Here is a 23,592-nt window from a genome sequence, read left to right on the forward strand (position 1 = left end):
ATATTATTATATATTATCTTCTACCACCTATTACGCCTCCGCGACCACCTCCCAGGGAGCCTCCTCCAAAGCCGCCACGGCTGCCACTACTTATGGAACCTCCTCCAAAGCCTCGATTACCTCCTCCAATTATAGATCCGCGAGAACTTTCACGACTGCTTGAACTTGGGGTTTGATAGTTTGGTGAAGATATTCTAGAAGAACCTGATTCGTAATTTCTGGATCCACCTATAATTCCCGTACTGTTTCTAGACCCTCTTATTGTTCCTGAATTGGATGATTCTCTTCCGTTTCCGGAATTTCCAATCCCCACTTGATTTCTTGATCCTTCCAATGTACCTATACTATTTCTGGAACCTCTAATTACTCCGGTGGATCTAGAGCCTTCTGAATTAGTTATCGTATTATTTCTTGAGCCTCCAATTACAGCTCCGGAATTATTTCTTGAATTTTCGGGAGTAACAACTGCGGCATTAGCTCTTGAGCCGCCTATAATTGAACCGTTTCTTCCACTTTCATTGTTTCTTGAAATGGTGGATGTAGAACCTCTATTTATTCTTGAATTACTTATCCCATTGCTTCGGCTTCCCGAAATGATAGTATTTCTACTATTTTGTCTTTGAATGTCTTGTATTTGTCTTGAACGAGACGTTCCGTAAGATCTTGAAATATATGAGTTTCCTCTTGAACTATTCAAATAGGAAGACCTTGATCCGTAATTGGCGTAATATCTTGAACAACACCAACCATTATCCCAATAATGGTGATGAGGTCTCCAATAACCCGGATAGTTCCAGCCCCAGGATGGGCCCCAATATGAAGGATAATCCCAGCCCCAACCGGACCAACCCCAGCCCCAGCCTACTGAAACGCCCCAATTCCATCCATAATAAGGACTCCAATAACTTCTCCATCCCCAATAGGGTGCGCCCCAATAATAGGAATAATAAGGACTGTAACCTCCGTAATAATAATTATTAACTACGGTTCCGCCATCATCTCCCCAACCGTCTCTGCTATTATTATTGGAATAAGATTGATTGATTTCATCACTGTAGCGATAAACAGTATTGGAAGAAGCATCACTATGGTTAGAATCATCATCGTATAATAAATCACTGGCATTAGAAGTTGGGTCAATATATTTTTTACCTATCCTTACTTGATTGTCTGAATATGAATTGGATGAGCTTGTACCTTCATCATATACGTAATCATAAGACTTTTGTTTATTATTTTTTCGAGTCTTGTTTGAATAATATACACTATCCTCACCGGCATATGAAGATTGGCCGACATAACATGATGTTAAAAAAACCGACACCCATAAGAGAGTACCAACTTTCATGAAAACTCGTCCTAAATTACAACTGATATTCTTCATGATATTTTTTTAGTAGTTTATATATTTATTATAATTTTGTTCTTGAATCATTTTAAATTCGCAAAAGTCGTACCAATTAAGAAATACCTATTTTGCTGCAATAGTAATGTGACAAAGTATCTTAAGAATTATGACAGTTATAATTACAGAAAAGTTTAAAAACAGTAGAAAAGCATTATGGCAACACTTACATCAAGAGAAGAAGATTACAGTAAATGGTATAACGAACTGGTAATAAAAGCCGATATGGCTGAAAATTCCGGGGTTAGAGGATGTATGGTTATAAAACCTTATGGATATGCTATTTGGGAAAAAATGCAACGTCAATTGGATCAGATGTTTAAAGATACCGGACATGAAAATGCCTATTTTCCTTTGTTTATTCCTAAATCTTATCTGTCAAAAGAATCGGATCATGTGGAGGGTTTTGCCAAAGAATGTGCTGTAGTTACTCATTATCGATTAAAAAATTCTCCTGACGGAAAGGGAGTGATTGTTGACCCGGATGCCAAATTGGAGGAAGAATTGATTGTTCGGCCAACTTCTGAAACCATAATTTGGAATACTTATAAAAACTGGATTAAATCTCATAGGGATTTACCTATTTTAATTAATCAATGGGCTAATGTAGTTCGTTGGGAAATGAGAACCCGATTGTTTTTAAGAACTGCTGAATTTTTATGGCAAGAAGGACACACTGCCCATGTATCCAAAGAAGAGGCTATTGAAGAAGCTGAAAGAATGTTAAATGTTTATACCGATTTTGTTGAAAACTTTATGGGTATTCCTGTAATTCAAGGGGTAAAATCTCCTGCGGAAAGATTTGCAGGTGCTGAAGAAACTTATTGTATTGAAGCTATGATGCAAGACGGCAAAGCATTACAAGCCGGAACTTCTCATTTTTTAGGTCAGAATTTTGCTAAAGCATTTGATGTGAAATATCAATCCAAAGAGGGTAAACAAGAATATGTTTGGGCTACCTCTTGGGGAGTATCTACCCGTCTTATCGGAGCTTTAATCATGTCTCATTCCGATGACCATGGATTAGTACTTCCTCCCAATATAGCTCCAATCCAAGTAGTTATTGTACCTATTCATAGAAATGACGAACAATTAAATGCAATTTCTGAATTAGCAGATACACTTATCTTTCAACTTAAAAAATTGGGAATTAGTGTTAAATTTGATGATAGAACTGAATATAAACCGGGTTGGAAATTTAATGAATATGAGTTAAAAGGCATACCGGTTCGGGTTACCATTGGCCCTAAGGATCTTGAAAATAAACAAGTTGAAATAGCTAGAAGAGATACTTTAGAAAAGCATCAACATTCTGTAGATGGTTTAGCTGAACACATTCAAGATTTATTGAAAGAAATTCAACAAAATATTTTCAATAAAGCAAAATCACACAGAGATTCTTTAATTACCGAAGTAAATTCTTACGAGGAATTTAAAAAAGTATTGGACGAAAAAGGCGGATTTATTTCTGCTCATTGGGATGGTTCGTTAGAAGTAGAAGAAAAAATAAAAGCTGAAACGAAAGCAACCATTCGTTGCATCCCTTTAGATGCTAAAGAGGAAGAGGGAGTATGTATATATTCAGGGAATCCTTCCAAAAGAAGAGTCTTATTTGCGAGAGCTTACTAACCAATAGTACTTTTTATCGAAAAGATATTTGTACTATTTCCAAATATTAATTTATTTTTAAACTCAAATATGAATAAAAATTGCCTTAATTGAATTAAGGCAATTCTTTGTTAAACTAGAGTCTTGAAAAAAGTTAAATTTTAAATAACAGTAACAGAAAAATTTTGAATTCATTTTTATATTCTTTCGGCATTAAACTTATGGGAGCAGGAATGAAGATTGCTTCTTTATTTCTTCCTAAAGCAAGACTTTGGGTACAAGGAAGGACTCATGTCTTCTCGGAAATACAAAATAAAATTTCACCAACGGATCAAGTGATTTGGATGCATGCATCATCTCTTGGTGAATATGAACAAGGACTTCCTGTGTTAACTGCTTTAAAGAAAAAATTTCCAAAACATAAATTTGCTCTTAGTTTTTTTTCTCCTTCCGGATATGAAGTGGTTAAAAATAATTGCATAGCAGATCTTATATTTTACATTCCCTTAGATACTCCATCAAATGCCAATCAGTTAATTGAACTCTTACATCCAAGCTATGCTATTTTTGTAAAATATGATTTCTGGTATCATATATTGCAAGCACTTGCGGCAAAAAAAATACCTACTTTATTTATCTCAAGTATTTTTCGTCAAGAACAGATATATTTTAAGCCTAACGGGAAATGGTTTGTATCGATTTTAAAGAAAGTAACTCATTTTTTTGTACAGGATGAAAATTCAAAAAAGTTATTAAATTCTATCGGCATTCAACAAGTAACGGTTTCAGGGGATACACGTTTTGACAGAGTTAAAATGTTAAGTAAACAGAATAACCACTTAAGCTGGTTGTCTTTGTTTAAAGGAACCAATACCTTAATTGTTGCAGGAAGTACGTGGAAAGAAGATGATACGCTGTTAAAAAACTTTATTAATTCTTCTTTCTTTATGAATTGTAAGATACTTATCGCTCCACATAATATGAATCATGAATATTTTCAGAAATTAAAAGCGGAGTTATTACCTAAAACGGTATTATTTTCAGAATTAAGTCACACCCATCCTGCAGACTATCAAGTCCTAATTTTAGATACGGTTGGTATATTGACAAAAGTTTATTCCTATGCCGATATTTCTTATGTGGGAGGTGCATTTGGTAAAGAAGGAGTACACAATGTATTGGAGCCGGCTGTTTTTGCTTCTCCTGTTTTATTCGGACCCATTTATGATAAATTTATCGAGGCCGTAGAATTAATCCAGTATGGAGGAGCAAAAGTAATTCACAATCAAAATGAATTTAATGAAGTACTCGTTGAATTACTTACAGATACAAATAAAAGTTATAGAATGGGTAAAAGGGCTCGCGAATATGTTTTTAGTAAACCTGATTCGGTTCAAGTTATTGTTGATTATTTGGTTCACTTACAATAATCGACTTAAAACTTGATTTTACTTGATTTTATAGGTTATAACATTTTATTTAATATTATAGTCAATAAAAAATTGATCATATAAATTTTAATGATTCCGTTTATGGTTGGTTGTGAAAAAAATAATAACTGGAGGCAATGAAAATTCCGGCAGTTTCTGTCCTCAAACGATTCTCTCCTAAACTAACCCCTATAGAGCCTAAAGAATAAAGTTCTTCTACTTCTTTTTTAGAAAAATCTCCTTCCGGTCCAACCATCAAGGTTATATCTTTTTCTCTGTTAAACGTCTCGTTTAAAGTGATCTTCTCATATTCTTTATAACAATGGGTAAGGTATAATTTTGTTTTCGAAGATTGTATAAAATCCTTCAAAGGAGTTAAAGGATAGAGTTCAGGAAAATTTATTCTCAAAGATTGTTTACAGGCGGTTTCAATTTGTTTCTTGATTTTTTCCGTATTTAAAACCTTTCTCTCTGAATTAGTACATAAAAGTGGGGTAATTTTAGATATTCCTAATTCCACTGCTTTTTCTACAAAAAACTCAAATCTGTCTATATTTTTAGTTGGAGCAATAGCAATATGTAATCCATTTTGCCCTCTATTTGAATGGGGAAAAGTTTCAATTATTTTAACCTTAACTTTCTTTCCTGTTATTTGTAATTGTCCTTTTATTAATGCTCCTTTTCCATTAGTCACATAGACCATATCTCCTTCTTTCATTCGCAACACTCGTACTATATGGTGTTCTTCTTCTTCCCTTAGTTGTACTTCATTCGGATATATCTCTCCTATAAATAATCTCATGAGATCAATCTTATATTTAACAAATGTAATTATTTACCGGTGAATTGAGATGATAGTTTTTATTGAGTTAAAGTTGTATAAATCTTTCAACCATTTGCTTCAATTTTAACATAATCTCAAATTTCACTTTTCTATTATCACTTAAATTTATTCAAGTCCACTACTTTTTAAATTTAGGAAAAAAGGACAGATTAATACAATTAAATCTGTCCTTTACTATCATTAATTAAAGTTTAATTACTTAGCTTTTGTCTAATAATGCTATAAAAGTCCTAAATTAAATTTAGCTTCTTCGCTCATCATATCTTTATCCCAAGTTGGTTCGAAAGTAATTTTTACATTTACTTCTTTTACTTCATCTATAGCACCGATTTTTTCTTCTACTTCCATGGGTAATGTTTCTGCCACGGGACAATTAGGGGTTGTCAAGGTCATCAATATTTCCACATCTCCCTCTGTACTAATCTGAATATCATAAATTAATCCTAGTTCATAAACATCCACGGGAATTTCAGGATCGTAAACCGTTTTTAATTTTTCAACGATTTTTTCTGACAGGGATTGTATTTGTTCTTCGTTTAAAGACATGTTAGCAAAATTCAGTATATGCTTGTTTTAAATTTTCAGCAATTATTTCCGGAGAATGACCTTCAATATGATGTCTTTCTAGAAAATGAACCAATTCTCCATCTTTAAAAAGTGCTATGGACGGAGATGAAGGTGGAAAAGGGGCAAGATGTTCTCTAGCGGTTTTAACTGCATCCACATCAAATCCTGCAAATGAAGTAGTTAAATAATCCGGTTTTTTTCCTTCGCCTTCTACAGATAATATTACTCCGGGACGAGCTCCTCCGGCAGCACATCCACAAACAGAATTAATTATTAATAGGGTTGTACCGGGTCTTTTTAATGCTTCTTCTACTTTTTCTGATGTGTTTAAATCTTCAAAACCTTTATTTGTTAATTGCGCTTTCATTGGCGCAACCATTTCTTCTGGATACATATTTTATATTAGTTTTTATTGTTATACAAAATTAATTAATGTTTATGATTATTACAAATGCCCTATCTTTGACAAAACATTTCTTGAAATTTTATGTAATCAAAAGTCTCAATAATATCATCTTTGGGAATAGTATTGTGATGAAATGCATATTAGATGAACCAAAAGTATACGAAAGAAGAACATTTAAAAGGATATAAGCTTATTAAATATTTGTTTGAAAAAGGGACGTGGAATAAAAAATATCCTTTAGCTATGGTTTATTGTCCTTCTCCTGAATTTTTGGAAACCCATAAGGTTGGAGTGTCCGTTTCTAAAAAAATTTTTAAACATGCAGTGGATAGAAATCGGGTAAAAAGACTTTTGCGTGAATGTTTCCGTTTGCATAAAAATGAGCTAAACAACACTTTTACAACATCTCATTTACTAATGATTGTCTATAATGGTAAAGACAAAAAAATACCTGCCTATAAAGAATTGGAGAGTTGTTATTTAAAATTGCTTGAAAAAATTAAATCTTCTGATTAATTTATTTGGTTTGGGATAATTTTTTTAGTCCTTTAATTATGAATATTATTAAAATGCCTACAATAGCAAATAAAATTGAATAAAAATATTTATCGTTTGGATCGGTAGTTATCCCATAACTATAATTTATTCGCGTTGCATTAAAAATTATTAAGAGGACAAAAGCTAAAAGAGTAAGATTTAAAAAATATTTCATCTTTATATTTTTACAAATATACAAAATGAGATCTTATTTTTTAAGGAGATACTTTTTCTAACAAAGAGGTTATGTTTGCAGTAAATAACTTAATGGAAATAGCTAATAAGATAATACCGAAAACTTTTTTCATAATTGAAATTACTCCTTGTCCTAAAATTTGTTCTAATTTACCCGAATATCTTAATACTAAATATACGACTACCATATTAAGAAGTATGGCTATGATAATATTTTCAGTATGATATTCTGCTTTTAAAGCCAATACGGCGGTTAAAGCTCCTGCTCCTGCTATTAAAGGAAATGCCAAAGGAATTATGGAAGCGGAATGCGGCTCATCGATTTTATTAATTTCAATGCCCAAAATCATTTCCAGTGCAATAACAAATAAAACTAAAGCACCTGCTACAGCAAATGAATAAACATCAATTCCTATAAGTTTTAGTAATTTATCACCAACGAACAAAAAGGATATCATAATTGCACAAGCAACCAATGTTGTTTTTTTAGCCTGAAGATAACCGACTTTACTTTTTATGCTTACTATTACGGGAACACTGCCAAAAATATCTATAATGGCAAATAAAACCATAAAACAACTTGCTATTTCCTGGATAGAAAAATGTAAAGGCATAGTAAAATTATATTTTTAAAGAATTTTGTTAATTAAATTTCCTAAAAAGTTTTTAGGCGCTCTATTTTTTTATATTTAATTTCTTAATTAAGTCTTTAGCTTTTGTATACACAGATTCTAGGGATTCTTGTTCTGTTACGCTTGAATATCGTTCAATTTGAGATTGAATAACCATATTCTTCCATTCTTCTGAAATTTCATCTCCTAATCTCTGAGCTAATTCATCTTCTAAGTCTGAAGTAGAAACAAAACTATCTTTTTCTAAATTTAAAAATTGTTTTGCTGCTTCTATCAAAGTCTTTTCTAAAAAAATGTAAAATTCTTTTTTATCTGTTCCTTCTTGTGCTAAATGATTTAATTGTGATAATTCATTTTTAAAATCATTAGTAATGTTAGAGCTTGTATAAGGCAAATTACGTGATGTAAATTTTTTTTCTTTATTTAATGAATCAAACGATTGTTCTTCTTCTTGTTTTTTTAACTTATTATTTTTATTTCTTTTTATTACTAGTATACAAATTCCAAGGATAACAATAATTGATAAAACTCCTGAAAATAATATAATTATCAATATTTTTCCTAACCTTCTATGATCTCTTTTCAATACTTCGGTGACCTTATTTTTAATAGCAGATTTGGGATCATATTGGTCGACATCACTCGTGTCCTTTTTGATGACCGTACCGGTTTTTTCATCATTTTTTGCTAAAGTATTAGCTGATACTTTAATAGGAATTGGCTGTACTATTAAACTTTTATATTTTTCATCTATGGGATCAAAATAGCTAACTGATTCTACATTTATATTATAAGTACCCTCTTTTTGAGGAACTAATATGGTAGACGTATTTAATTTTCCTTTGATGCCATGTACGGTTGCCTCTGAATCAAATTTACTTTTAGGGGTATATTGTTCTATATCATCAGACATTAGAAGTCTTGGAGATTTAAGAAGCGTAAGATTTCCCTTACCATTTATTTCTACATTTACAGTTACTGCTTCTTCTGCTTGTAAATCTTTTTTGTTTGCTGAAGCTTTCATAGTAAATTGACCAACCAACCCATGAAAATCTTTTGGAGCATTATCAGGAAGTTTTTTAACTTGTAATGTAACCGGTGCAGATTTTATATTTAAATCGTGTTCATCAAAAAATCCATCTGGAATTGTTAATGTTAAAGTAAATGGATTAATGACAAGGGTTCCCGATTGAGTTGGAAACATAACATAAGTCCCTATAACTCTTGAAAAATAGGATTCACCATTAATTATTTCCTGTTCGTAGGTATTGCTTCTTTCTTTTACCGGTTGTACAAATAATCCCTGCCAATCCGGAGAAACCAGATTGGTCATACTATTGAGTAATTCAATCCTTCGAGTATAAAATTTTAAATTCGCAACTATCCCTTCATTTTGATACGGATTTTTTTCTGATACTTTAAATTTAAGAAATACTTCATCCAATTTTGAATTAAAAGCTGTGTCATCTTCACTTCCACTAGGATTTCCTGACACAGTTATTACGGTGGGCTTGGTCTCATATTTCCTATTATTAACAGTTATTTGTGCGGCGTCTATACGGATATTCCCTTTTTTAACAGCTCTTAATATAATTTCAATTCCATATTCGAAAACACTGTTCCCTTCATCATCAAAGCTTTGGTTCTGAATAACCTGCCTGCCAATTACCTGCGTATTTGAAAAAGAAGGTAATTTTAAACGCCCCATATTTTTAATTTCTTCATTTTTAATGGAAAGTAAAAATTGTAGGCGTACAGGCTCATTGACTCCTACCTCATTTTTTTGGGGTATGAGTTGAAAAGAAACCTGAGCTTTTGCCCAAATTCCGCTTAAAAAGATAAGTAAAAAGAGTATTACATATTTCTTCATCACCAATCTTTGCTACTTTGTCCTTGATTTGAATTAGCTCTTTTATTAATAATCTTTTGATGCGCTCTTTTTTCTTGTTCTTCCATTGCTCCTAAAATATTATCATAATGTTGATTAGAGGCATCTGACAGATTAGCATTATTTGTATCAGCTTGTGATTTCTGATTGTTTATTGAATTTTTTTCATTTTTATTGGGCCGTGTTTCATTATGATTTAGAGAATTATCTTTATCTTTTTTATCGGTTGAATTATCAGTTTTATCTTCTTTAGCATTGGATGAATTCTGCTGATCTTTTCCATTTTGCTGAGAATTATCCTTTTTATCTTCTTTATCTCCTTGGTTCTTATCTTGATCTTTTGAATTTTGCTTTTCTTGTTTTTGTTGAGCTTCTTTTACTTTTTGTTTTGACATCGTATAATTATACCTCGCCTTATCATCATTCGGATTTAATTTTAAAGTATTTTTAAACGCTTCGGCTGCTCTTTCATATTCTCCTTTTTGAAAATAGCTGTTTCCCATATTGAATAAAACGTTGGCTTTTTCCGACTGATTTGCCGCCAATTGGAGTGATTTTTCATATTGAATCAATGCGTCATCATATTTTTTTAGTTTATACATGGCATTTCCTAAATTGTAATTAGATCTATATGAATCTTCTCCGTCTTGTATCGAATTTAAATAATTAGCTGCTGCATCTTTATAAGATTCAGCCAAATATTTATTATTACCCTCTAATAAATGCTTTCTTGATGCTTTCGTCTGAGCTTGAAAAATATTTATTAGTGAAATAAAAATTATAACTAAATATTTATTTTTTAAATACATTTTAACAAAGATACTAAGATTAAATCATAAAATCTCTCCTATAATTTGTTAAAGAAACAATAAAAATAACTAAAAATGCGGCTCCTATAAAATAATGAAAATACTGTTTTGTGTCGTAATTAATACTTACGGATTGGTTAGTTTTGTCTAAGGTGGACATGGATTTAAATAGCTTAGTAACAACATCTTTTGTATTATGACCGCCATAGAAATATTTACCTCCGGTTCCTGCTGCCAATTGTTTTAATGTACTTTCTTGCAATTTCGTTAATACAATATCTCCATTATCATCTTTTTTATATTCTGAATATTTACCATCATAAAATAGTGGTATGGGAGCTCCTTGAGTTGTACCTACCCCTACGGAAAATATGGAAATTTTATTTTTCTTTGCCGTATTTATTGCCCGTTTAACGTCTCCTTCATGGGCTTCTCCATCAGATATTATAAAAATTACTTTGGATGTATTGGATGTTTGAGATAAAAGAGTGGAAGCTTTTAAAACGGCATCTGCTATATTTGTTCCCTGAGTTGTAATAAGATTGGTATCAATACCATTTAAGTAAAGCTGAGCAACGCTATAATCACTAGATAAAGGCATAATGGGATAGGAATTTCCTGCAAATGCTACTATTCCTACTCGATCCCCCCCTAGTTTAGATAAAAAATCACAAACAATTTTTTTGGTTTTTTCCAATCTTGAAGGAGCTATATCTTCTGCATTCATGGATTTGGAAACATCTATTACAAAAACCAAATCAATTCCTTCGCTCTTTACTTCTTTTTTCTCTGTTCCTCCTAAAAAGTTAGCTAATCCTAAAATCATCAGGATATAGGCTATAATTATTCCTATATTACTTAAAATAAATTTTGAATAATTTACCTTTCCAAAAATCATTTTTTGAAAACTTGGTTCTGCAAATTGATTTATTTTAGACTTTTTCCATTTTATGAGATATAGTAATCTCCATAATAGAAAGGGTATGAATAACAATAAATAAAAATATGATATTTTCTCAAACTGCCAATTCATAATATCTTTTTAATTTATACTTCTAATTACAAAGCCTCTTAAGAATAATTCTAGTAACAAAAGTATTAATGCAGGAAATAGAAATATTCTATATTTCTCTTTATAATTATAATATTTTAAATCATTTATATCTGATTTTTCTAATTTATTTATTCTATTGTAAATATTTTGAAGACTTTCCACATCAGTAGCTCTAAAATAGGCTCCGCCTGTTTTTTGGGCTATTTTCTTTAATAAATCTTCATCAATTTCCACTTTTTGTTTTTCAAAATAAATTTTTCCGGTAAAGCGGTCTATTTGAGTAGGAAATAATGCGTAGCCATTAGTACCGATACCTATGGTATAGACTTTAATCCCTTCAGCAGCTGCAATATCTGCTGCAACAATTGGCTCTACATATCCGTCATTATTTACTCCATCTGTCATTAAAATAACTACTTTACTTTTTGCCTTACTTTTTTTAAGATGATTGACAGCTGTAGCTAAGCCCACCCCTATAGCCGTTCCTCCTTCAAGTGTCTGCGTCCTTAGATTTTCAATTTGTTGAATAAGAATTTTTCTGTCTACCGTAAGAGGAACCATAGTAAGTGCTTCCCCGGAATAAGCAATTAACCCGATTCGGTCAACATATCTTTCTAATGCAAATTTCTGCGCTACTTTTTTAAGTGCTGATAATCTATCCGGATTCAAATCCTTTGCTAACATACTTAAAGAAACATCAACAGTCAGCATGATATCTATCCCCTTATCGCTCTGGTAAACTTGCGAGGTGCCTATAACTTTAGGCCTTGCCATGGCAAATATTAAGAGCGCTAGGATAAGCAATCGTATCCAAAATAATAAAGGCCTTAAATATGTTTTATAATTTTTTTCAGATTTAAAAGCAGAGACATTCGGTATCGATACGACCTTTGTCTTAGCTTTCGTTCTAAATTTTAAATATATAAAAATGGGTATTACCAGTAAAAGAAGCAACATCCAAGGATAACCAAACAGTATATTATGATTCATCTTGCAGCTTTATTTTAGGTGAATCTGTTTTAGTAAGATTTATGAAATTAATTGCCTTTTCCATATGTAATTTCGTTTCTTCCGGAGTTGGTTTATATTTCGCAAACTTTGCCAAGTCTGAAGTTTTGAAAATACCGCTTAGATTTTCAATTTCATTTTCATCTATCCATTTTTCTTTTTTTAAATACTCCAACAAATCATCAGATAAAAGTTTGGTTGCCGGAAAATTCCACCGAGCTTCCATATATTCTTTTATTATGGATGTTAATTCTGAATAATATTTTTTATATAAATCTTTAGCTATGTAATTAGACTTCTTGAGCTTTTTCAATCTTTTAATGGCTAATACATCCGGTTCGCTTTTATGGGTTTCCGATTTTTTCTTTTTTCTTCTTATAAAATATATGATTACACAAACTAGGATTACAAGTAATATTAGTACATACCCTAGGTAAGGCTGTATATAATCCCATACATTTTTAGGAATCTGTACAATACTTTTAATATCGAATAAAGGAGTTTTTACGCTATCCGTAACAACAGGAGCTACTGTGACTTTATAGGAAGGGGTAAAATATTCTTTTGAATTGACTAAAATTCTTTGAGGCGGAACCGAAAAAGTTCCTTCTTCATAAGCTGAAAAAATTATACTGTCACTTATAAAAATAGAGTTGTTTTTACTTAACGTATCTTTTTTTTGTCTTAAAACTTCAAATTTTTCACTAAGTGTATCTGTAATTGTTGGAAAAATTATGGTATCCTTTTGACCGGTTTTAACTGTTATTTTTAAAACAATAGGTTCTCCAAATTTTATATAATCTTTAGAAATTTTGGAAACAGGGATTTGTGCATGAAGAAGTATTGCTGCTATAAAAAAATATACTATGAAAATTTTAAACTTCACAATTAATGATGTCCTCTAAAATAATTAAACAATATTTTTATATAATCACCTTCGGCAGGAATATTTAGAAAACCGGCGCCATTTTTAATAAAAGCATTTTCTGTTGTAGTAGTTAATCGCTGATAATATGCTGAATATTTATCTCGAACAGTTTTTGAAGAAGTATCCACCCATTGCAATTTTCCTGTCTCTAAATCTTCAAGATAAATTAAGCCCATATCGGGAAATATTTTCTCCCAACGATCGTAAACTCTAATCCCTGTAATATCGTGCTTTTTAGTCAATATCCGTAAATTTCTTTCAAAATAGGTGACATCAAAATCAGATATGAGAAAAATGGTGGATTTTCTTTTAATAGTTTTTATAATAAAATCAAAAACTACCGATAAATCTGTTTTAGTATGTTTAGGCTCTGCTTCTAAAATCGTTTTTATGATTCTTACAATGTGAGCATTTCCTTTTTTCGGAGCAATAAAATAATCAATTTTATCCGAAAATAAAACTAACCCTACTTTATCATTATTTTTAATGGCAGAAAGAGCAAGAGTTGCTCCTATTTCAGCAACCAATTCTTTTTTTAATTCTTTTTTGGTCCCAAAATTCATCGAGGCACTAATATCTATTAAAATCATAGATACCATTTCTCTTTCCTCTTCAAATATTTTTACAAAAGGTTCATTAAAACGGGCTGTTTTATTCCAATCAATTTTTCTTACATCGTCTCCAAATTGGTATTGACGAACTTCTGAAAATGTCATTCCTATGCCCTTAAAAGAACTGTGATATTCCCCTAAGAATATTGAATTAATTCTTCTTTTAGACTTTAGCTCTATAAGCCTTACCTTTTTTAGAAGTTCTTCTGTCGTCAATTTTTTTGTTTTTTTATAATACTACGGAGCTTTTACTGAACTGAGAATTTGATCAATAATATCCTCAGAAGTTATATTTTCTGCTTCTGCTTCATAGGTTATTCCGACGCGATGACGAAGGACATCTTTGGCAACGGATTTAACATCTTCTGGTACTACAAAACCTCTTTGGTTTAGAAAAGCATTTGCTTTTGCCGCCAATGCCATACTTATGCTACCTCGGGGAGAAGAGCCGAAAAGTATGTAAGGTTTAAGATTAGGCATATTATATTTTTCGGGATAACGGGTAGCAAATATCACATTTAGGATATAACTTTCGATCTTTTCATCCATGTAAATTTCTTTCACCAACTCCCTCGCTTCAAATATTTTTTCTAAAGTGATAATTTTCTTAACCTCATGTTTTTCTCCTGAAATATTTTGTCTAAGGATTGTTCTTTCTTGTTCAAAATCAGGATAAGAAACAACACATTTTAATATAAATCTATCGACTTGAGCTTCAGGGAGTGGATAAGTACCTTCTTGATCGATAGGGTTTTGTGTTGCCAAAACCAAGAACGGTTCTTTCAATTTAAATGTTTCATCTCCAATGGTTACCTGTTTTTCCTGCATGGCTTCCAACAGAGCTGATTGAACTTTAGCCGGAGAACGATTAATTTCATCTGCCAAAATAAAATTAGCAAAGATAGGCCCCTTTTTAATTGAAAAATCGTTTTCTTTCATATTATAAATTAAGGTTCCTAAAACATCCGCAGGTAATAAATCAGGCGTAAATTGAATTCGAGAAAATTCTCCATCAAGAGCCTCTGCAAGTGTTTTTATTGCCAATGTCTTTGCTAATCCGGGAACTCCTTCCAATAAAACATGACCGTTACTTAATAAACCAATTAACAGGCGGTTAATCATGTATTTTTGACCAACGATCACCTGATTTATTTCTTTACTTAGTAAACTAAAATCTTTACTTTTTTCCCGTACTTTTTCAATAATAATTTTTATATCTTCGGAAGTCGATGTATACTCCATGCTTTCTAAAAATTAGCTAGCTGCAAAGTTCACTATTTTATTCTAATTGTGCTGCTAATAAATCGTTAAAATTTATATTAAAACTCCTAATTTTATGTATTTATAGCAGTATAATTATATAATTATATTTTTTTTATATTTATAGCTTAAATAATTATCCGTAATAAAGTTACTAACTTTGTACGATAAAAATTTGTTTTATGGACTCGTCAACAATAACAAAACCTAAATGGATTCGGGTTAAGCTGCCTTCCGGTAAGAATTATAAAGAACTTAGGGGAATTGTAGATAAATATAAGCTTAATACGATTTGCCAAAGTGGAAGCTGTCCAAATATGGGAGAATGTTGGGGTGAAGGCACGGCGACATTTATGATTTTGGGTAATATCTGTACCAGAAGTTGTGGGTTTTGTGGTGTTAAAACAGGGCGACCTTCCGAAATTGATTGGGAGGAACCCGAAAAAGTTGCGCGTTCTATTAAATTAATGAAAATTAAACATGCGGTATTAACTTCCGTTGACCGTGATGATCTTAAAGATATGGGATCTATTATTTGGGCAGAAACCATAAAAGCGGTACGCAGAATTAGTCCCGGCACAACCATGGAAACTTTAATTCCTGATTTCCAAGGAATTCACAGGCATATAAATAGAATTTTGGAAGCTGCCCCTGAAGTCATATCCCATAATATGGAAACGGTTAGAAGATTAACCCGTGAAGTACGTATACAAGCAAAATATGATCGAAGTTTGGAAGTTCTCCGATATATGAAAGAACAGGGGCAACGAAGAACGAAAACTGGAATTATGCTAGGTCTTGGAGAGAAACCTTCTGAAGTTTATGAATCTATTAGAGAAATACATGACGCCCAAGTTGATGTAATCACGATCGGTCAATATTTACAACCTAGTAAAAAGCATCTTCCTGTAAAGGAATTTATTTCGTTGGAACAGTTTAAAGATTATGAAGATTACGCTAAAAGTTTAGGAAATTTCAGACATATTGAAAGCAGCCCGCTAGTTCGCTCATCTTATCATGCTGAAAAACATGTAAATTAAACTATTCCTTAAGTTAATGTATATAGAGAATGGAAATGGTGTTTTTTTTCTAAAATTATATTTTAGCTATAATCACGATCCACTAGAAAAATTATTTCACTTACTTCGTAAATTCAACTTTGTAAATTTTAGACCATAGTTTTCCAGTAATTAAGAAAGTATCTCCATCAACATAGGCAATCCCATTCAAAACAGCTTCCTCATTGGATTGATTCATTTTAACTAAATCCGAAAAATCTGCTTTAGCAACCACAATTCCTGTACTAGGATCAATTTTTAAAATGATTGGTTCATCGAAAACATTGGCATAAATATATCCGTTAGCGTACTCCAATTCATTAATTCTAGAATAAATATTTTCATAACCAATCACTGAAATACTCTTTTTTAAATTAAAATCTTTATCATAAAACTTTAATTCAGAAGACCCGTCAGAAACAACCATTTCATCTCCTATGGTTGTTGCTCCCCAACCTTCATATAAAGTCCCCGGATAGTTGAATTCTTTTAAAAGTTTAAAATCTGATGCATTGTAAATGAATCCTTTTTTTTCTCTCCAAGTAAGTAAATATAATTTCTCATTTAGCAAGGCAAACCCTTCTGCGAAAAATTTAGGGTCTATTTTAACGCTTTGAGAGTAAGAAGTTGAACCTAATTTATATTTAACTAATAATGATTTCCCATAAAGTCCTGAACTTTCCGTAATCCATCCGTCTTTATAGGTAAATCCTTGTGTAAATAATTCAGGATTGTGTGGAAATTCTTGGATCAATTTATAATGTAGATCCTTTTCTTTTTCGTTTGGAAACACGGTAAAAGTTGCATCAATTTCTTTTTTATATTTTCCATTATAATTGATTGTTAGTACTATATAATTTGTTCCCAACTTGGCATTGGATTCATCTAAAGTAATATTTTTTTTATCGTATGTTTGATTATTCAATTTAATACTATACGAATCAATAATTCCATCTTGTGTATTAAATTCTAAAGGTAATTTATCTCCTATGTGTAAGGGTTTATCATCTAATTTATCGAAATTGGTACTAATACTTATATTCTTAGGATCTTTACAACCCACTATACTTATAACAATCAGCAAACATAGTATTAGTTTTGTTATTAGATTTTTCATTTTATATTGCTTTTGATGTATAAATCCTGTTTTTTGCAGTAACTAGTATGCAAATTCCTGCGATAATAAAGGGTACACTTAACCATTGTCCGGTATTTAATCCCAGCCAATTAATATATTCTTCTCCCTGCGGTTCCTTAAAAAATTCTACGATAAACCTGATACCGAAAAGTACAATTAAAAAATATCCAAATATCCAACCCGAATATTTCTTTTTATCGGTTTTTAAATAGATAAACATCAGGGATATAAACAAAAGTAAATAGCCAAAGGCTTCGTATAATTGAGAGGGATGTCGTGGAACAATACTTCCGTATTCATCGGTATCCTGTTGAATAAAAAGTACTGCCCATGGAAGTGAAGAAGGTTTTCCAATAATTTCCGAATTAAAAAAATTTCCAAAACGTATAAACATTCCTCCTATGGAAACCGGAATAACTATTCTGTCTAATATCCAATAAAAAGTTCGTTTTAAATATTTTCTTGTAAATAGATATAAAGAAATTAGAATTCCTATAGCAGCTCCATGACTGGCTAAGCCTGAATAACCCGTAAATTCAAAATGAGGTTTAGTTCGTATGGGTAAGAAAACTGCTAATGGATCTTGTATAAATAATTGTTTTTGATAAAAGAGTACATGCCCCAATCTAGCTCCAATTATTACGGCTAGAAACATATAGATGAACAAAGGATCTAATAATTTTTTATCTTCCTTATCTTTTTTAAAAATAAATTCCATGAGATAAAAACCTAAACCAAAAGCAATAACATACATCAAGCTGTAGTATCTTAAGGTAAAGCTGCCTATATGTATACCTAAACTCGGATCCCAGGTAATATATAAAAATTGATTCATCTAGTTTTAATTATGTTTTTTATGTGGCACCGGATCATACCCCTCTCCTCCCCAAGGATGACAACGAAAAATACGTTTACTTCCCAACCAAAATCCATAGAACAGTCCATGAATTTTTAATGCTTTCAACATATATGCGGAACAGGTGGGAGTAAATCTGCAATTATTTCCCATCCAAGGAGATATAGCGATCTGATAAAAGCGTATTAATACAACTAATGGGAATATTGCTATTTTCCTTATCATTATATCAATTTCTTTACAAAGATACGGTTTTCTCTAAGATGATTTTATGCGTTAATAAATATTTAACAGGCTAAAATTAACCGTGAAAAATTGAAAGGTTGTAATCATGGTTTACCAACCTAAATAAAGGCTTCTTTTTATATAGGTTATATTTATTATTTTTGCGTAAAATTTTAATTCAGTAATGACAGAAAGTGGAAAGATAGAATTGATGTGTCCGGCAGGTAATTTTGAATCATTGCAAGCAGCTTTGGATAATGGTGCAGATTCAATTTATTTTGGAGTCGAGCAATTAAATATGCGTGCGCGTTCATCTGTTAATTTTACTTTAGACGATTTGGAAGAAATTTCCAAAAGATGTTCTCAAAAAGGGGTACGAACCTACTTGACCTTGAACACAATTATTTATGATCACGATTTATCCATAATAAAAACAGTCTTGGATCGAGCAAAATCTGCTTCTATAACAGCAGTTATTGCCATGGATCAAGCGGTTATTGCTTATGCGAGACAAATTGGAATGGAGGTTCATATTTCAACTCAAATAAACATTACCAACATTGAAACGGTAAAATTTTATTCTTTATTTGCCGATACTATGGTTTTAAGCAGAGAATTGAGCTTAAGTCAAGTTAAAAAGATCACTTCTCAAATTAATAAAGAACAAATTAAAGGCCCGGGTGGAAAATTAGTTGAAATTGAAATTTTTGGACATGGCGCTTTGTGCATGGCTGTATCGGGAAAATGTTATTTAAGTCTACATTCTCATAATTCTTCTGCTAATCGAGGAGCTTGTAAACAAAATTGCAGAAAAAAATACACCGTTATCGATCAAGAATCCGGTTTTGAGATTGAAATCGATAATGAATATATGATGTCCCCTAAAGATTTATGTACTATTGATTTTCTTGATCAAGTTATTGACTCCGGGGTAAAAGTATTGAAAATAGAAGGTAGAGGAAGAGCACCGGAATACGTGGCTACTGTAACTAAATGCTATCGTGAAGCCATTGATGCCATTGCTTCCGGATCTTTTACTAAAGAAGCAGTAGCCGAATGGATGAAAAAATTAGAAACTGTTTATAACCGAGGATTTTGGAGCGGTTATTATCTTGGGCAAAAATTAGGAGAATGGTCTGATAATCCGGGATCTAACGCTACACAAAAAAAGGTTTATATTGGAAAAGGTCGACATTTTTACCCTAAAACAAAAATCGGTGAATTTGAGATTGAGGCTTATAGTCTAAATGTTGGAGATAAAATATTAATTCAGGGACCTACTACCGGTTCACAAGAGGCTGAAGTTTCTTCAATGATGGTCGATGATATACCCGCTCAGGAAGCTAAAAAGGGAGATATATTGACTTTACCTATTGGTTTTAAAATACGTCCGTCCGATAAATTATATAAAGTTGTTAAAGCTTAGATTTTCGAATTTTTTTATTAAAATATGGTAATCATTACATTGCAAAGAGATAAATGCATAGGATGCAATTATTGTTCGGAGTTTGATCCTGAAAATTTCCGCATGTCTAAAAAAGATGGAAAATCTGTTTTACTAAGGTCTACTGAAAAAAAGGGTTTTTTCACTTTAAAAAATCCTGATAATAATTGTTTTGAGGCTGCAGATAAAGCGGCTAAAGCCTGTCCTGTTAAAATTATTTCCGTAAAAAAAATATGATTCATGTTAAAAAAAGAGGCTCGTAAGAATTTTCTTATCTTAAGATCTTTGCTTACGAAAAAGCAGGTATTATCTAAATCTGAGCAAATTTTTTTACAGTGGAAAAAATCTATTTTATCCGACTACAATTCATACCATATTTTCTTAACTATTTCTGACAAAAAGGAGGTTGATACTTCTTTCATACTAAATTATTTGTGGGCTAATCAAAAAAAGGTTTATTGCTCCAAAGTCCATCATAATTCTTTATTACATTTTGAACTTACTCCTGAAACTAAACTTGAAAAAAATCTGTGGGGAATCCCTGAACCGATAGATCAAGATAATATACAAATTAAGAATATAGATTGCATATTTACTCCTTTATTGGCTTATGATATTTTAGGAAACCGCGTAGGATATGGAAAAGGATATTATGACAACTTCCTTAAAAACCACCTTTCTTCTACTAAAATTGGACTTTCTTTTTTTGAACCCTTGGATTCAATTAACGATATTTCAAGATCGGATATACCTTTGGATTATATTATAACTCCCAATTATTGCTCGGGGTTTCCAATTGAGGTAAAGTAAAATTTAAATTCTGATTTAAACTTTTCCGGATTTTTCTTTAAAATATAATTTGCTTGGGATTTTTGAGTAGAGAAATATTTTTTCTTATTATTATAATAATGAACCTTATAATGTACTACTCCTATTGAATCATTAAGAATCGTAGTGGTATCTGATTTTTTCTTTTCAAGTTCAATTGTAACATATTTTACCTTTAAAGAATCCAAATTATTTACAATTTTACTCACATACACCGTGTCTTTTTTAGGAAAATACCCTTTTAATTGTGAAACTATAAGAGTATCAATCTCTTTGTTTGATTTATTTTCGGTTGCTAAAATAGCTAAATCATAAACTTCTTGTAACTTTTGTTCTGTAATATGTGATATTACTGCCAATGAATCCATTTTTTCAGAAGCATAATAATTTTTATTGTTATATTCTTTTATTTTAGTGGGATCTTTTTCTCCTTCGTAATATTTTTCCTTCTTACAAGCTACAAAACCTATTATCAGAAAAACTATAATAATTTGAATTATATGCTTATTTTTCATTTTTTTGTATTTTGAATTTAATTAAATCTATTTTTTTGTTCTTATTAATCTGACTGTTAATCAGAATATAATTTTTGAGTGAGGTAGTAGGAGTAGTCATAAAGTCAATGTATTTTTTCTTATCCAGCACTTCAACACCAAATATTTCATTATCGTATACTTGATAAATAAGTGCATCATCAGCGATTAGTTTATTTAATTCTTCTTTTCTTTGTTTTATTAATTGCGATTTTTTATTTTCATCTGCATCGTTTACACCTGTTGAATAATAATATAACATAATAGCATAATCATCAGGTCTCAATTTGAAGTTTCTATTATTCTCTTCTCCCTTATCTCTTATTTCTTTAAGTCCGACTACAAAAGATTCCTTTTTATACATAGGTGAGCTAATAGTCATTTTGAGAGTATCTGTTGATGATCGATAGGTAAAACAACCGTTAGAAACAGTATAATATTCAGGAGATACTCCATTTTTTTGGATAATTATTTCTAATTTGGATTTTATTAAAGAGCTTCTATCGGCATCATAAAAACAAAACTTGAAGGTATTTCTATATTCATAATATTTATCTATTGAAAAAACTACAACTAATAATGTGATCAATCCTAACAGTATATATATTAATTTTTTAATGCCAAACGAATGATTTTTATTTTTAGTTACGTTTATGCCTAAAGATTCTGTTTGTATAGCTTCATCATCATAACCATTAATTTTTACCTCTACATTATCTAAAAAAATTTTTTTATCATCGCCAACAGTTTTGTTTATCAATGGCCCATTCGTCACATGTGAAGTTGGATTGTCTTGAGATATTTTAGATTGATATTTTTCCTGAAATTCTGTCCATCCCCTCTTATATCCACAATATTGAGTTAATAAATTGAGCATATCAATTCTGGGTAATTTTTCAAATGAAGATTTAAAATAGGTATAGAACCATTTTTCGCTAACGTTTCCTCTAACTTTCTGTCTTAAATGTTCTTGAAAATATATAATGTCTAATCCTTTCCATTTTGAAATGTCAGGATTTAAGGTAGGAAAATCTTCTAAAAAGGTTTGGGTAACCTCCTTTTTTAATTGCTCAAAAAGTATTTTTTCCTGACCCTTCATTTGTAAAATAATTTTAACACACTGATAATCAGTATATATTTTTTGTAAAATCCAAAAAACAGTTTTTACAAAAATATTACAAGCATTTGAATCTTGCAACAAAGTTTAACTCTCCTATATTTGTTTCTCTAATTTAAATTATATATAATTAAAAAAACTAAAAAATGAAAAAACTAATCTTAAACATTGCAGCTGTAACTGTTATTGCAACAACTTCTTTCATCGCATGTGATAAAAAACAAGCTAGTAGTGATGCTGCTGCTACAACTGATTCTACTGCAACTACTGCTCCAGCTGTTGATTCTACTGCGGTTGAAGAAGCTCCTCAAACTCAAGCTCCTGCAACAGACACAGTTAAAGCTGAAGCTCCTAAAGCTGAAGAAGCTGCTGCTCCTAAAGCTGAGGAAGCTGAAAAAGCAAAATAATTTGTTTAAATTAAACAAAATTCACAAAAGGTTACAACTTTTTTGTAGCCTTTTTTCTGAAAGTAAATTTTTACTTTTTTAAAACTTAACAAAAACCTCAAGTGATGAATAAAAATTTATTGAATTTTACTGCCATCACGTTACTTAGTATAACTAGCTCCTTCATTGCATGTGAAAATAATCATAAAAATAAAACCAATGAAAATGAATTAAATTCCGTGCAAGGTCTAAATGCTCAACCTCAGCAAGAAATTGCGCCGGCTCCTCCTATAGACAGTTCTGCTAACCTTAAGAACAATAACAATCCTGCTATCCCGGGCATGAATGCTCAACCACAGCAAGAAATTGCTCCCGGCTCAGCATTAGATGATAGCAACTAAAAATAAATTAAATTTTAAAAAAAAATCATTTAAAAATTTATCGTTATGAAAAAAACAATTTTAAACATCTTAACTATCGCTACTATTACTTCTATTTCTTTTATTGCTTGTGAAAAAAAACAAGTTAATCATGTAGATGCCTCTAGTTCAACTGCTGATTCTCTTGCAAAAGATACAGCGACTTTAGGTGAAAAAATTGGAAATTTTACCGATTCCGCTACCACTCATATAAAAGAAACAGCTCATGAAGCTAAAGAAAGCTTAGAAAAGACTGTAGATAAAGTTAAGGAAGAAGCAAACGATCAAAACCATAATATCAAAGAAACAGCTAATAACGCTAAAGAAGGCGTAAAAAATGCTGCTGAAGATTCTAAAAATGATATTAAGGAGGCCACTAAAAAATAATTTTTGGATAAATATCTAA

27 protein-coding genes are annotated in these 23,592 nt (G+C 31.2%); 10 read left to right on the forward strand and 17 right to left on the reverse strand.

Annotated features, from left to right (window positions below; genetic code table 11):
• Positions 1–13: 13 nt before the first annotated feature.
• The gene (locus tag C4S75_RS02800) at positions 14–1,384 is read right to left on the reverse strand and encodes a hypothetical protein (protein WP_146105551.1); all 1,371 of its coding nucleotides are present in this window, start codon (positions 1,382–1,384) and stop codon (positions 14–16) included.
• A 177-nt stretch (positions 1,385–1,561) separates the two neighbouring features.
• On the opposite strand from C4S75_RS02800, the gene proS reads away from it, so the two are divergent.
• Both proS and C4S75_RS02810 read left to right on the forward strand, forming a co-directional pair.
• Positions 1,562–3,034 (forward strand): proline--tRNA ligase, encoded by a 1,473-nt coding sequence (proS, locus tag C4S75_RS02805; RefSeq protein ID WP_370431227.1) that lies wholly within the window; start codon positions 1,562–1,564, stop codon positions 3,032–3,034.
• Positions 3,035–3,198: 164 nt separating this feature from the next.
• Positions 3,199–4,443: a 3-deoxy-D-manno-octulosonic acid transferase gene (locus C4S75_RS02810; RefSeq protein ID WP_255410569.1), complete on the forward strand. Its 1,245-nt coding sequence runs from the start codon at positions 3,199–3,201 to the stop codon at positions 4,441–4,443.
• 100 nt (positions 4,444–4,543) lie between these two features.
• On the opposite strand, the gene C4S75_RS02815 is transcribed toward C4S75_RS02810, so the two are convergent.
• The 3 genes from C4S75_RS02815 to C4S75_RS02825 form a co-directional block, all read right to left on the reverse strand.
• Complete coding sequence (locus C4S75_RS02815; protein ID WP_105296809.1) at positions 4,544–5,245, reverse strand: 16S rRNA (uracil(1498)-N(3))-methyltransferase; 702 nt, start codon at positions 5,243–5,245, stop codon at positions 4,544–4,546.
• Positions 5,246–5,506: 261 nt separating this feature from the next.
• Positions 5,507–5,833 (reverse strand): iron-sulfur cluster assembly protein, encoded by a 327-nt coding sequence (locus C4S75_RS02820; protein WP_105296810.1) that lies wholly within the window; start codon positions 5,831–5,833, stop codon positions 5,507–5,509.
• Between the two features lies 1 nt (position 5,834).
• On the reverse strand, positions 5,835–6,248 hold the full coding sequence (locus tag C4S75_RS02825) for a BrxA/BrxB family bacilliredoxin (protein ID WP_105296811.1): 414 nt from the start codon (positions 6,246–6,248) through the stop codon (positions 5,835–5,837).
• 156 nt (positions 6,249–6,404) lie between these two features.
• On the opposite strand from C4S75_RS02825, the gene rnpA reads away from it, so the two are divergent.
• Positions 6,405–6,776, forward strand: coding sequence for a ribonuclease P protein component (gene rnpA, locus C4S75_RS02830; RefSeq protein ID WP_105296812.1), 372 nt, complete (start codon positions 6,405–6,407; stop codon positions 6,774–6,776).
• 236 nt (positions 6,777–7,012) lie between these two features.
• On the opposite strand, the gene C4S75_RS02840 is transcribed toward rnpA, so the two are convergent.
• From C4S75_RS02840 to C4S75_RS02875, 8 genes are all read right to left on the reverse strand, one after another.
• The gene (locus tag C4S75_RS02840; RefSeq protein WP_105296814.1) at positions 7,013–7,606 is read right to left on the reverse strand and encodes a MarC family protein; all 594 of its coding nucleotides are present in this window, start codon (positions 7,604–7,606) and stop codon (positions 7,013–7,015) included.
• A gap of 61 nt (positions 7,607–7,667) precedes the next feature.
• Entirely contained in the window at positions 7,668–9,494 is a 1,827-nt protein-coding gene (locus C4S75_RS02845) for a BatD family protein (protein ID WP_105296815.1), read from the reverse strand.
• Positions 9,494–10,321 (reverse strand): tetratricopeptide repeat protein, encoded by an 828-nt coding sequence (locus C4S75_RS02850; protein ID WP_105296816.1) that lies wholly within the window; start codon positions 10,319–10,321, stop codon positions 9,494–9,496. The genes C4S75_RS02845 and C4S75_RS02850 overlap by 1 nt, the downstream gene beginning before the upstream one ends.
• A 19-nt stretch (positions 10,322–10,340) precedes the next feature.
• A complete protein-coding gene (locus C4S75_RS02855; RefSeq protein WP_105296817.1) occupies positions 10,341–11,354 on the reverse strand; it encodes a VWA domain-containing protein in 1,014 nt (337 codons plus the stop codon).
• Positions 11,355–11,363: 9 nt separating this feature from the next.
• Positions 11,364–12,365 carry a VWA domain-containing protein gene (locus tag C4S75_RS02860; protein WP_105296818.1) on the reverse strand — a complete coding sequence of 334 codons (1,002 nt, stop codon included), beginning with the start codon at positions 12,363–12,365 and terminating at the stop codon, positions 11,364–11,366.
• Entirely contained in the window at positions 12,355–13,269 is a 915-nt protein-coding gene (locus tag C4S75_RS02865) for a BatD family protein (protein ID WP_105296819.1), read from the reverse strand. Before C4S75_RS02865 ends, C4S75_RS02860 begins: the two co-directional genes overlap by 11 nt.
• A 2-nt stretch (positions 13,270–13,271) precedes the next feature.
• Positions 13,272–14,138, reverse strand: a complete 867-nt coding sequence (locus C4S75_RS02870) for a DUF58 domain-containing protein (protein ID WP_105296820.1) — start codon at positions 14,136–14,138, stop codon at positions 13,272–13,274.
• Positions 14,139–14,159: 21 nt separating this feature from the next.
• Positions 14,160–15,164, reverse strand: coding sequence for a MoxR family ATPase (locus C4S75_RS02875; RefSeq protein WP_105296821.1), 1,005 nt, complete (start codon positions 15,162–15,164; stop codon positions 14,160–14,162).
• Between the two features lie 200 nt (positions 15,165–15,364).
• Here C4S75_RS02875 and lipA point away from each other — a divergent pair, with 200 nt between their 5' ends.
• Entirely contained in the window at positions 15,365–16,222 is an 858-nt protein-coding gene (gene lipA, locus C4S75_RS02880; protein ID WP_105296822.1) for a lipoyl synthase, read from the forward strand.
• Between the two features lie 100 nt (positions 16,223–16,322).
• Here the strand turns inward: lipA and C4S75_RS02885 are convergent, their stop codons facing one another.
• Genes C4S75_RS02885 through yidD form a run of 3 tightly spaced genes read right to left on the reverse strand, consistent with a single transcriptional unit; the run spans position 16,323 to position 18,459 of the window.
• Positions 16,323–17,357 (reverse strand): glutaminyl-peptide cyclotransferase, encoded by a 1,035-nt coding sequence (locus C4S75_RS02885; protein ID WP_105296823.1) that lies wholly within the window; start codon positions 17,355–17,357, stop codon positions 16,323–16,325.
• A 1-nt stretch (position 17,358) separates the two neighbouring features.
• Positions 17,359–18,213: a prolipoprotein diacylglyceryl transferase gene (gene lgt, locus C4S75_RS02890; protein WP_105296824.1), complete on the reverse strand. Its 855-nt coding sequence runs from the start codon at positions 18,211–18,213 to the stop codon at positions 17,359–17,361.
• 6 nt (positions 18,214–18,219) lie between these two features.
• Positions 18,220–18,459, reverse strand: coding sequence for a membrane protein insertion efficiency factor YidD (gene yidD / locus C4S75_RS02895; RefSeq protein ID WP_105296825.1), 240 nt, complete (start codon positions 18,457–18,459; stop codon positions 18,220–18,222).
• Positions 18,460–18,643: 184 nt separating this feature from the next.
• Between yidD and C4S75_RS02900 the strand changes: the two genes are divergently transcribed.
• Genes C4S75_RS02900 through C4S75_RS02910 form a run of 3 tightly spaced genes read left to right on the forward strand, consistent with a single transcriptional unit; the run spans position 18,644 to position 20,713 of the window.
• Positions 18,644–19,885: a U32 family peptidase gene (locus C4S75_RS02900; RefSeq protein WP_105296826.1), complete on the forward strand. Its 1,242-nt coding sequence runs from the start codon at positions 18,644–18,646 to the stop codon at positions 19,883–19,885.
• 24 nt (positions 19,886–19,909) lie between these two features.
• Positions 19,910–20,140 (forward strand): ferredoxin, encoded by a 231-nt coding sequence (locus C4S75_RS02905; RefSeq protein WP_105296827.1) that lies wholly within the window; start codon positions 19,910–19,912, stop codon positions 20,138–20,140.
• A gap of 3 nt (positions 20,141–20,143) precedes the next feature.
• Positions 20,144–20,713, forward strand: a complete 570-nt coding sequence (locus C4S75_RS02910) for a 5-formyltetrahydrofolate cyclo-ligase (protein ID WP_105296828.1) — start codon at positions 20,144–20,146, stop codon at positions 20,711–20,713.
• Here the strand turns inward: C4S75_RS02910 and C4S75_RS02915 are convergent.
• Together C4S75_RS02915 and C4S75_RS02920 are read right to left on the reverse strand one after the other, a co-directional pair.
• A complete protein-coding gene (locus tag C4S75_RS02915) occupies positions 20,680–21,246 on the reverse strand; it encodes a hypothetical protein (RefSeq protein ID WP_105296829.1) in 567 nt (188 codons plus the stop codon). The two genes, C4S75_RS02910 and C4S75_RS02915, sit on opposite strands and share 34 nt — an antisense overlap.
• Positions 21,236–22,363, reverse strand: a complete 1,128-nt coding sequence (locus C4S75_RS02920; protein ID WP_146105552.1) for a hypothetical protein — start codon at positions 22,361–22,363, stop codon at positions 21,236–21,238. Before C4S75_RS02920 ends, C4S75_RS02915 begins: the two co-directional genes overlap by 11 nt.
• A gap of 164 nt (positions 22,364–22,527) precedes the next feature.
• On the opposite strand from C4S75_RS02920, the gene C4S75_RS02925 reads away from it, so the two are divergent.
• The 3 genes from C4S75_RS02925 (at position 22,528) to C4S75_RS02935 (ending at position 23,573) form a co-directional block, all read left to right on the forward strand.
• A complete protein-coding gene (locus C4S75_RS02925) occupies positions 22,528–22,788 on the forward strand; it encodes a hypothetical protein (RefSeq protein WP_105296831.1) in 261 nt (86 codons plus the stop codon).
• A 101-nt stretch (positions 22,789–22,889) separates the two neighbouring features.
• Positions 22,890–23,168, forward strand: a complete 279-nt coding sequence (locus C4S75_RS02930) for a hypothetical protein (protein WP_146105553.1) — start codon at positions 22,890–22,892, stop codon at positions 23,166–23,168.
• 45 nt (positions 23,169–23,213) lie between these two features.
• A complete protein-coding gene (locus C4S75_RS02935; protein ID WP_105296833.1) occupies positions 23,214–23,573 on the forward strand; it encodes a hypothetical protein in 360 nt (119 codons plus the stop codon).
• The last annotated feature ends 19 nt before the right edge of the window (positions 23,574–23,592 follow it).

The sequence above is a fragment of the Apibacter sp. wkB309 genome (assembly GCF_002964915.1).
In the GTDB taxonomy this organism is placed as follows: domain Bacteria; phylum Bacteroidota; class Bacteroidia; order Flavobacteriales; family Weeksellaceae; genus Apibacter.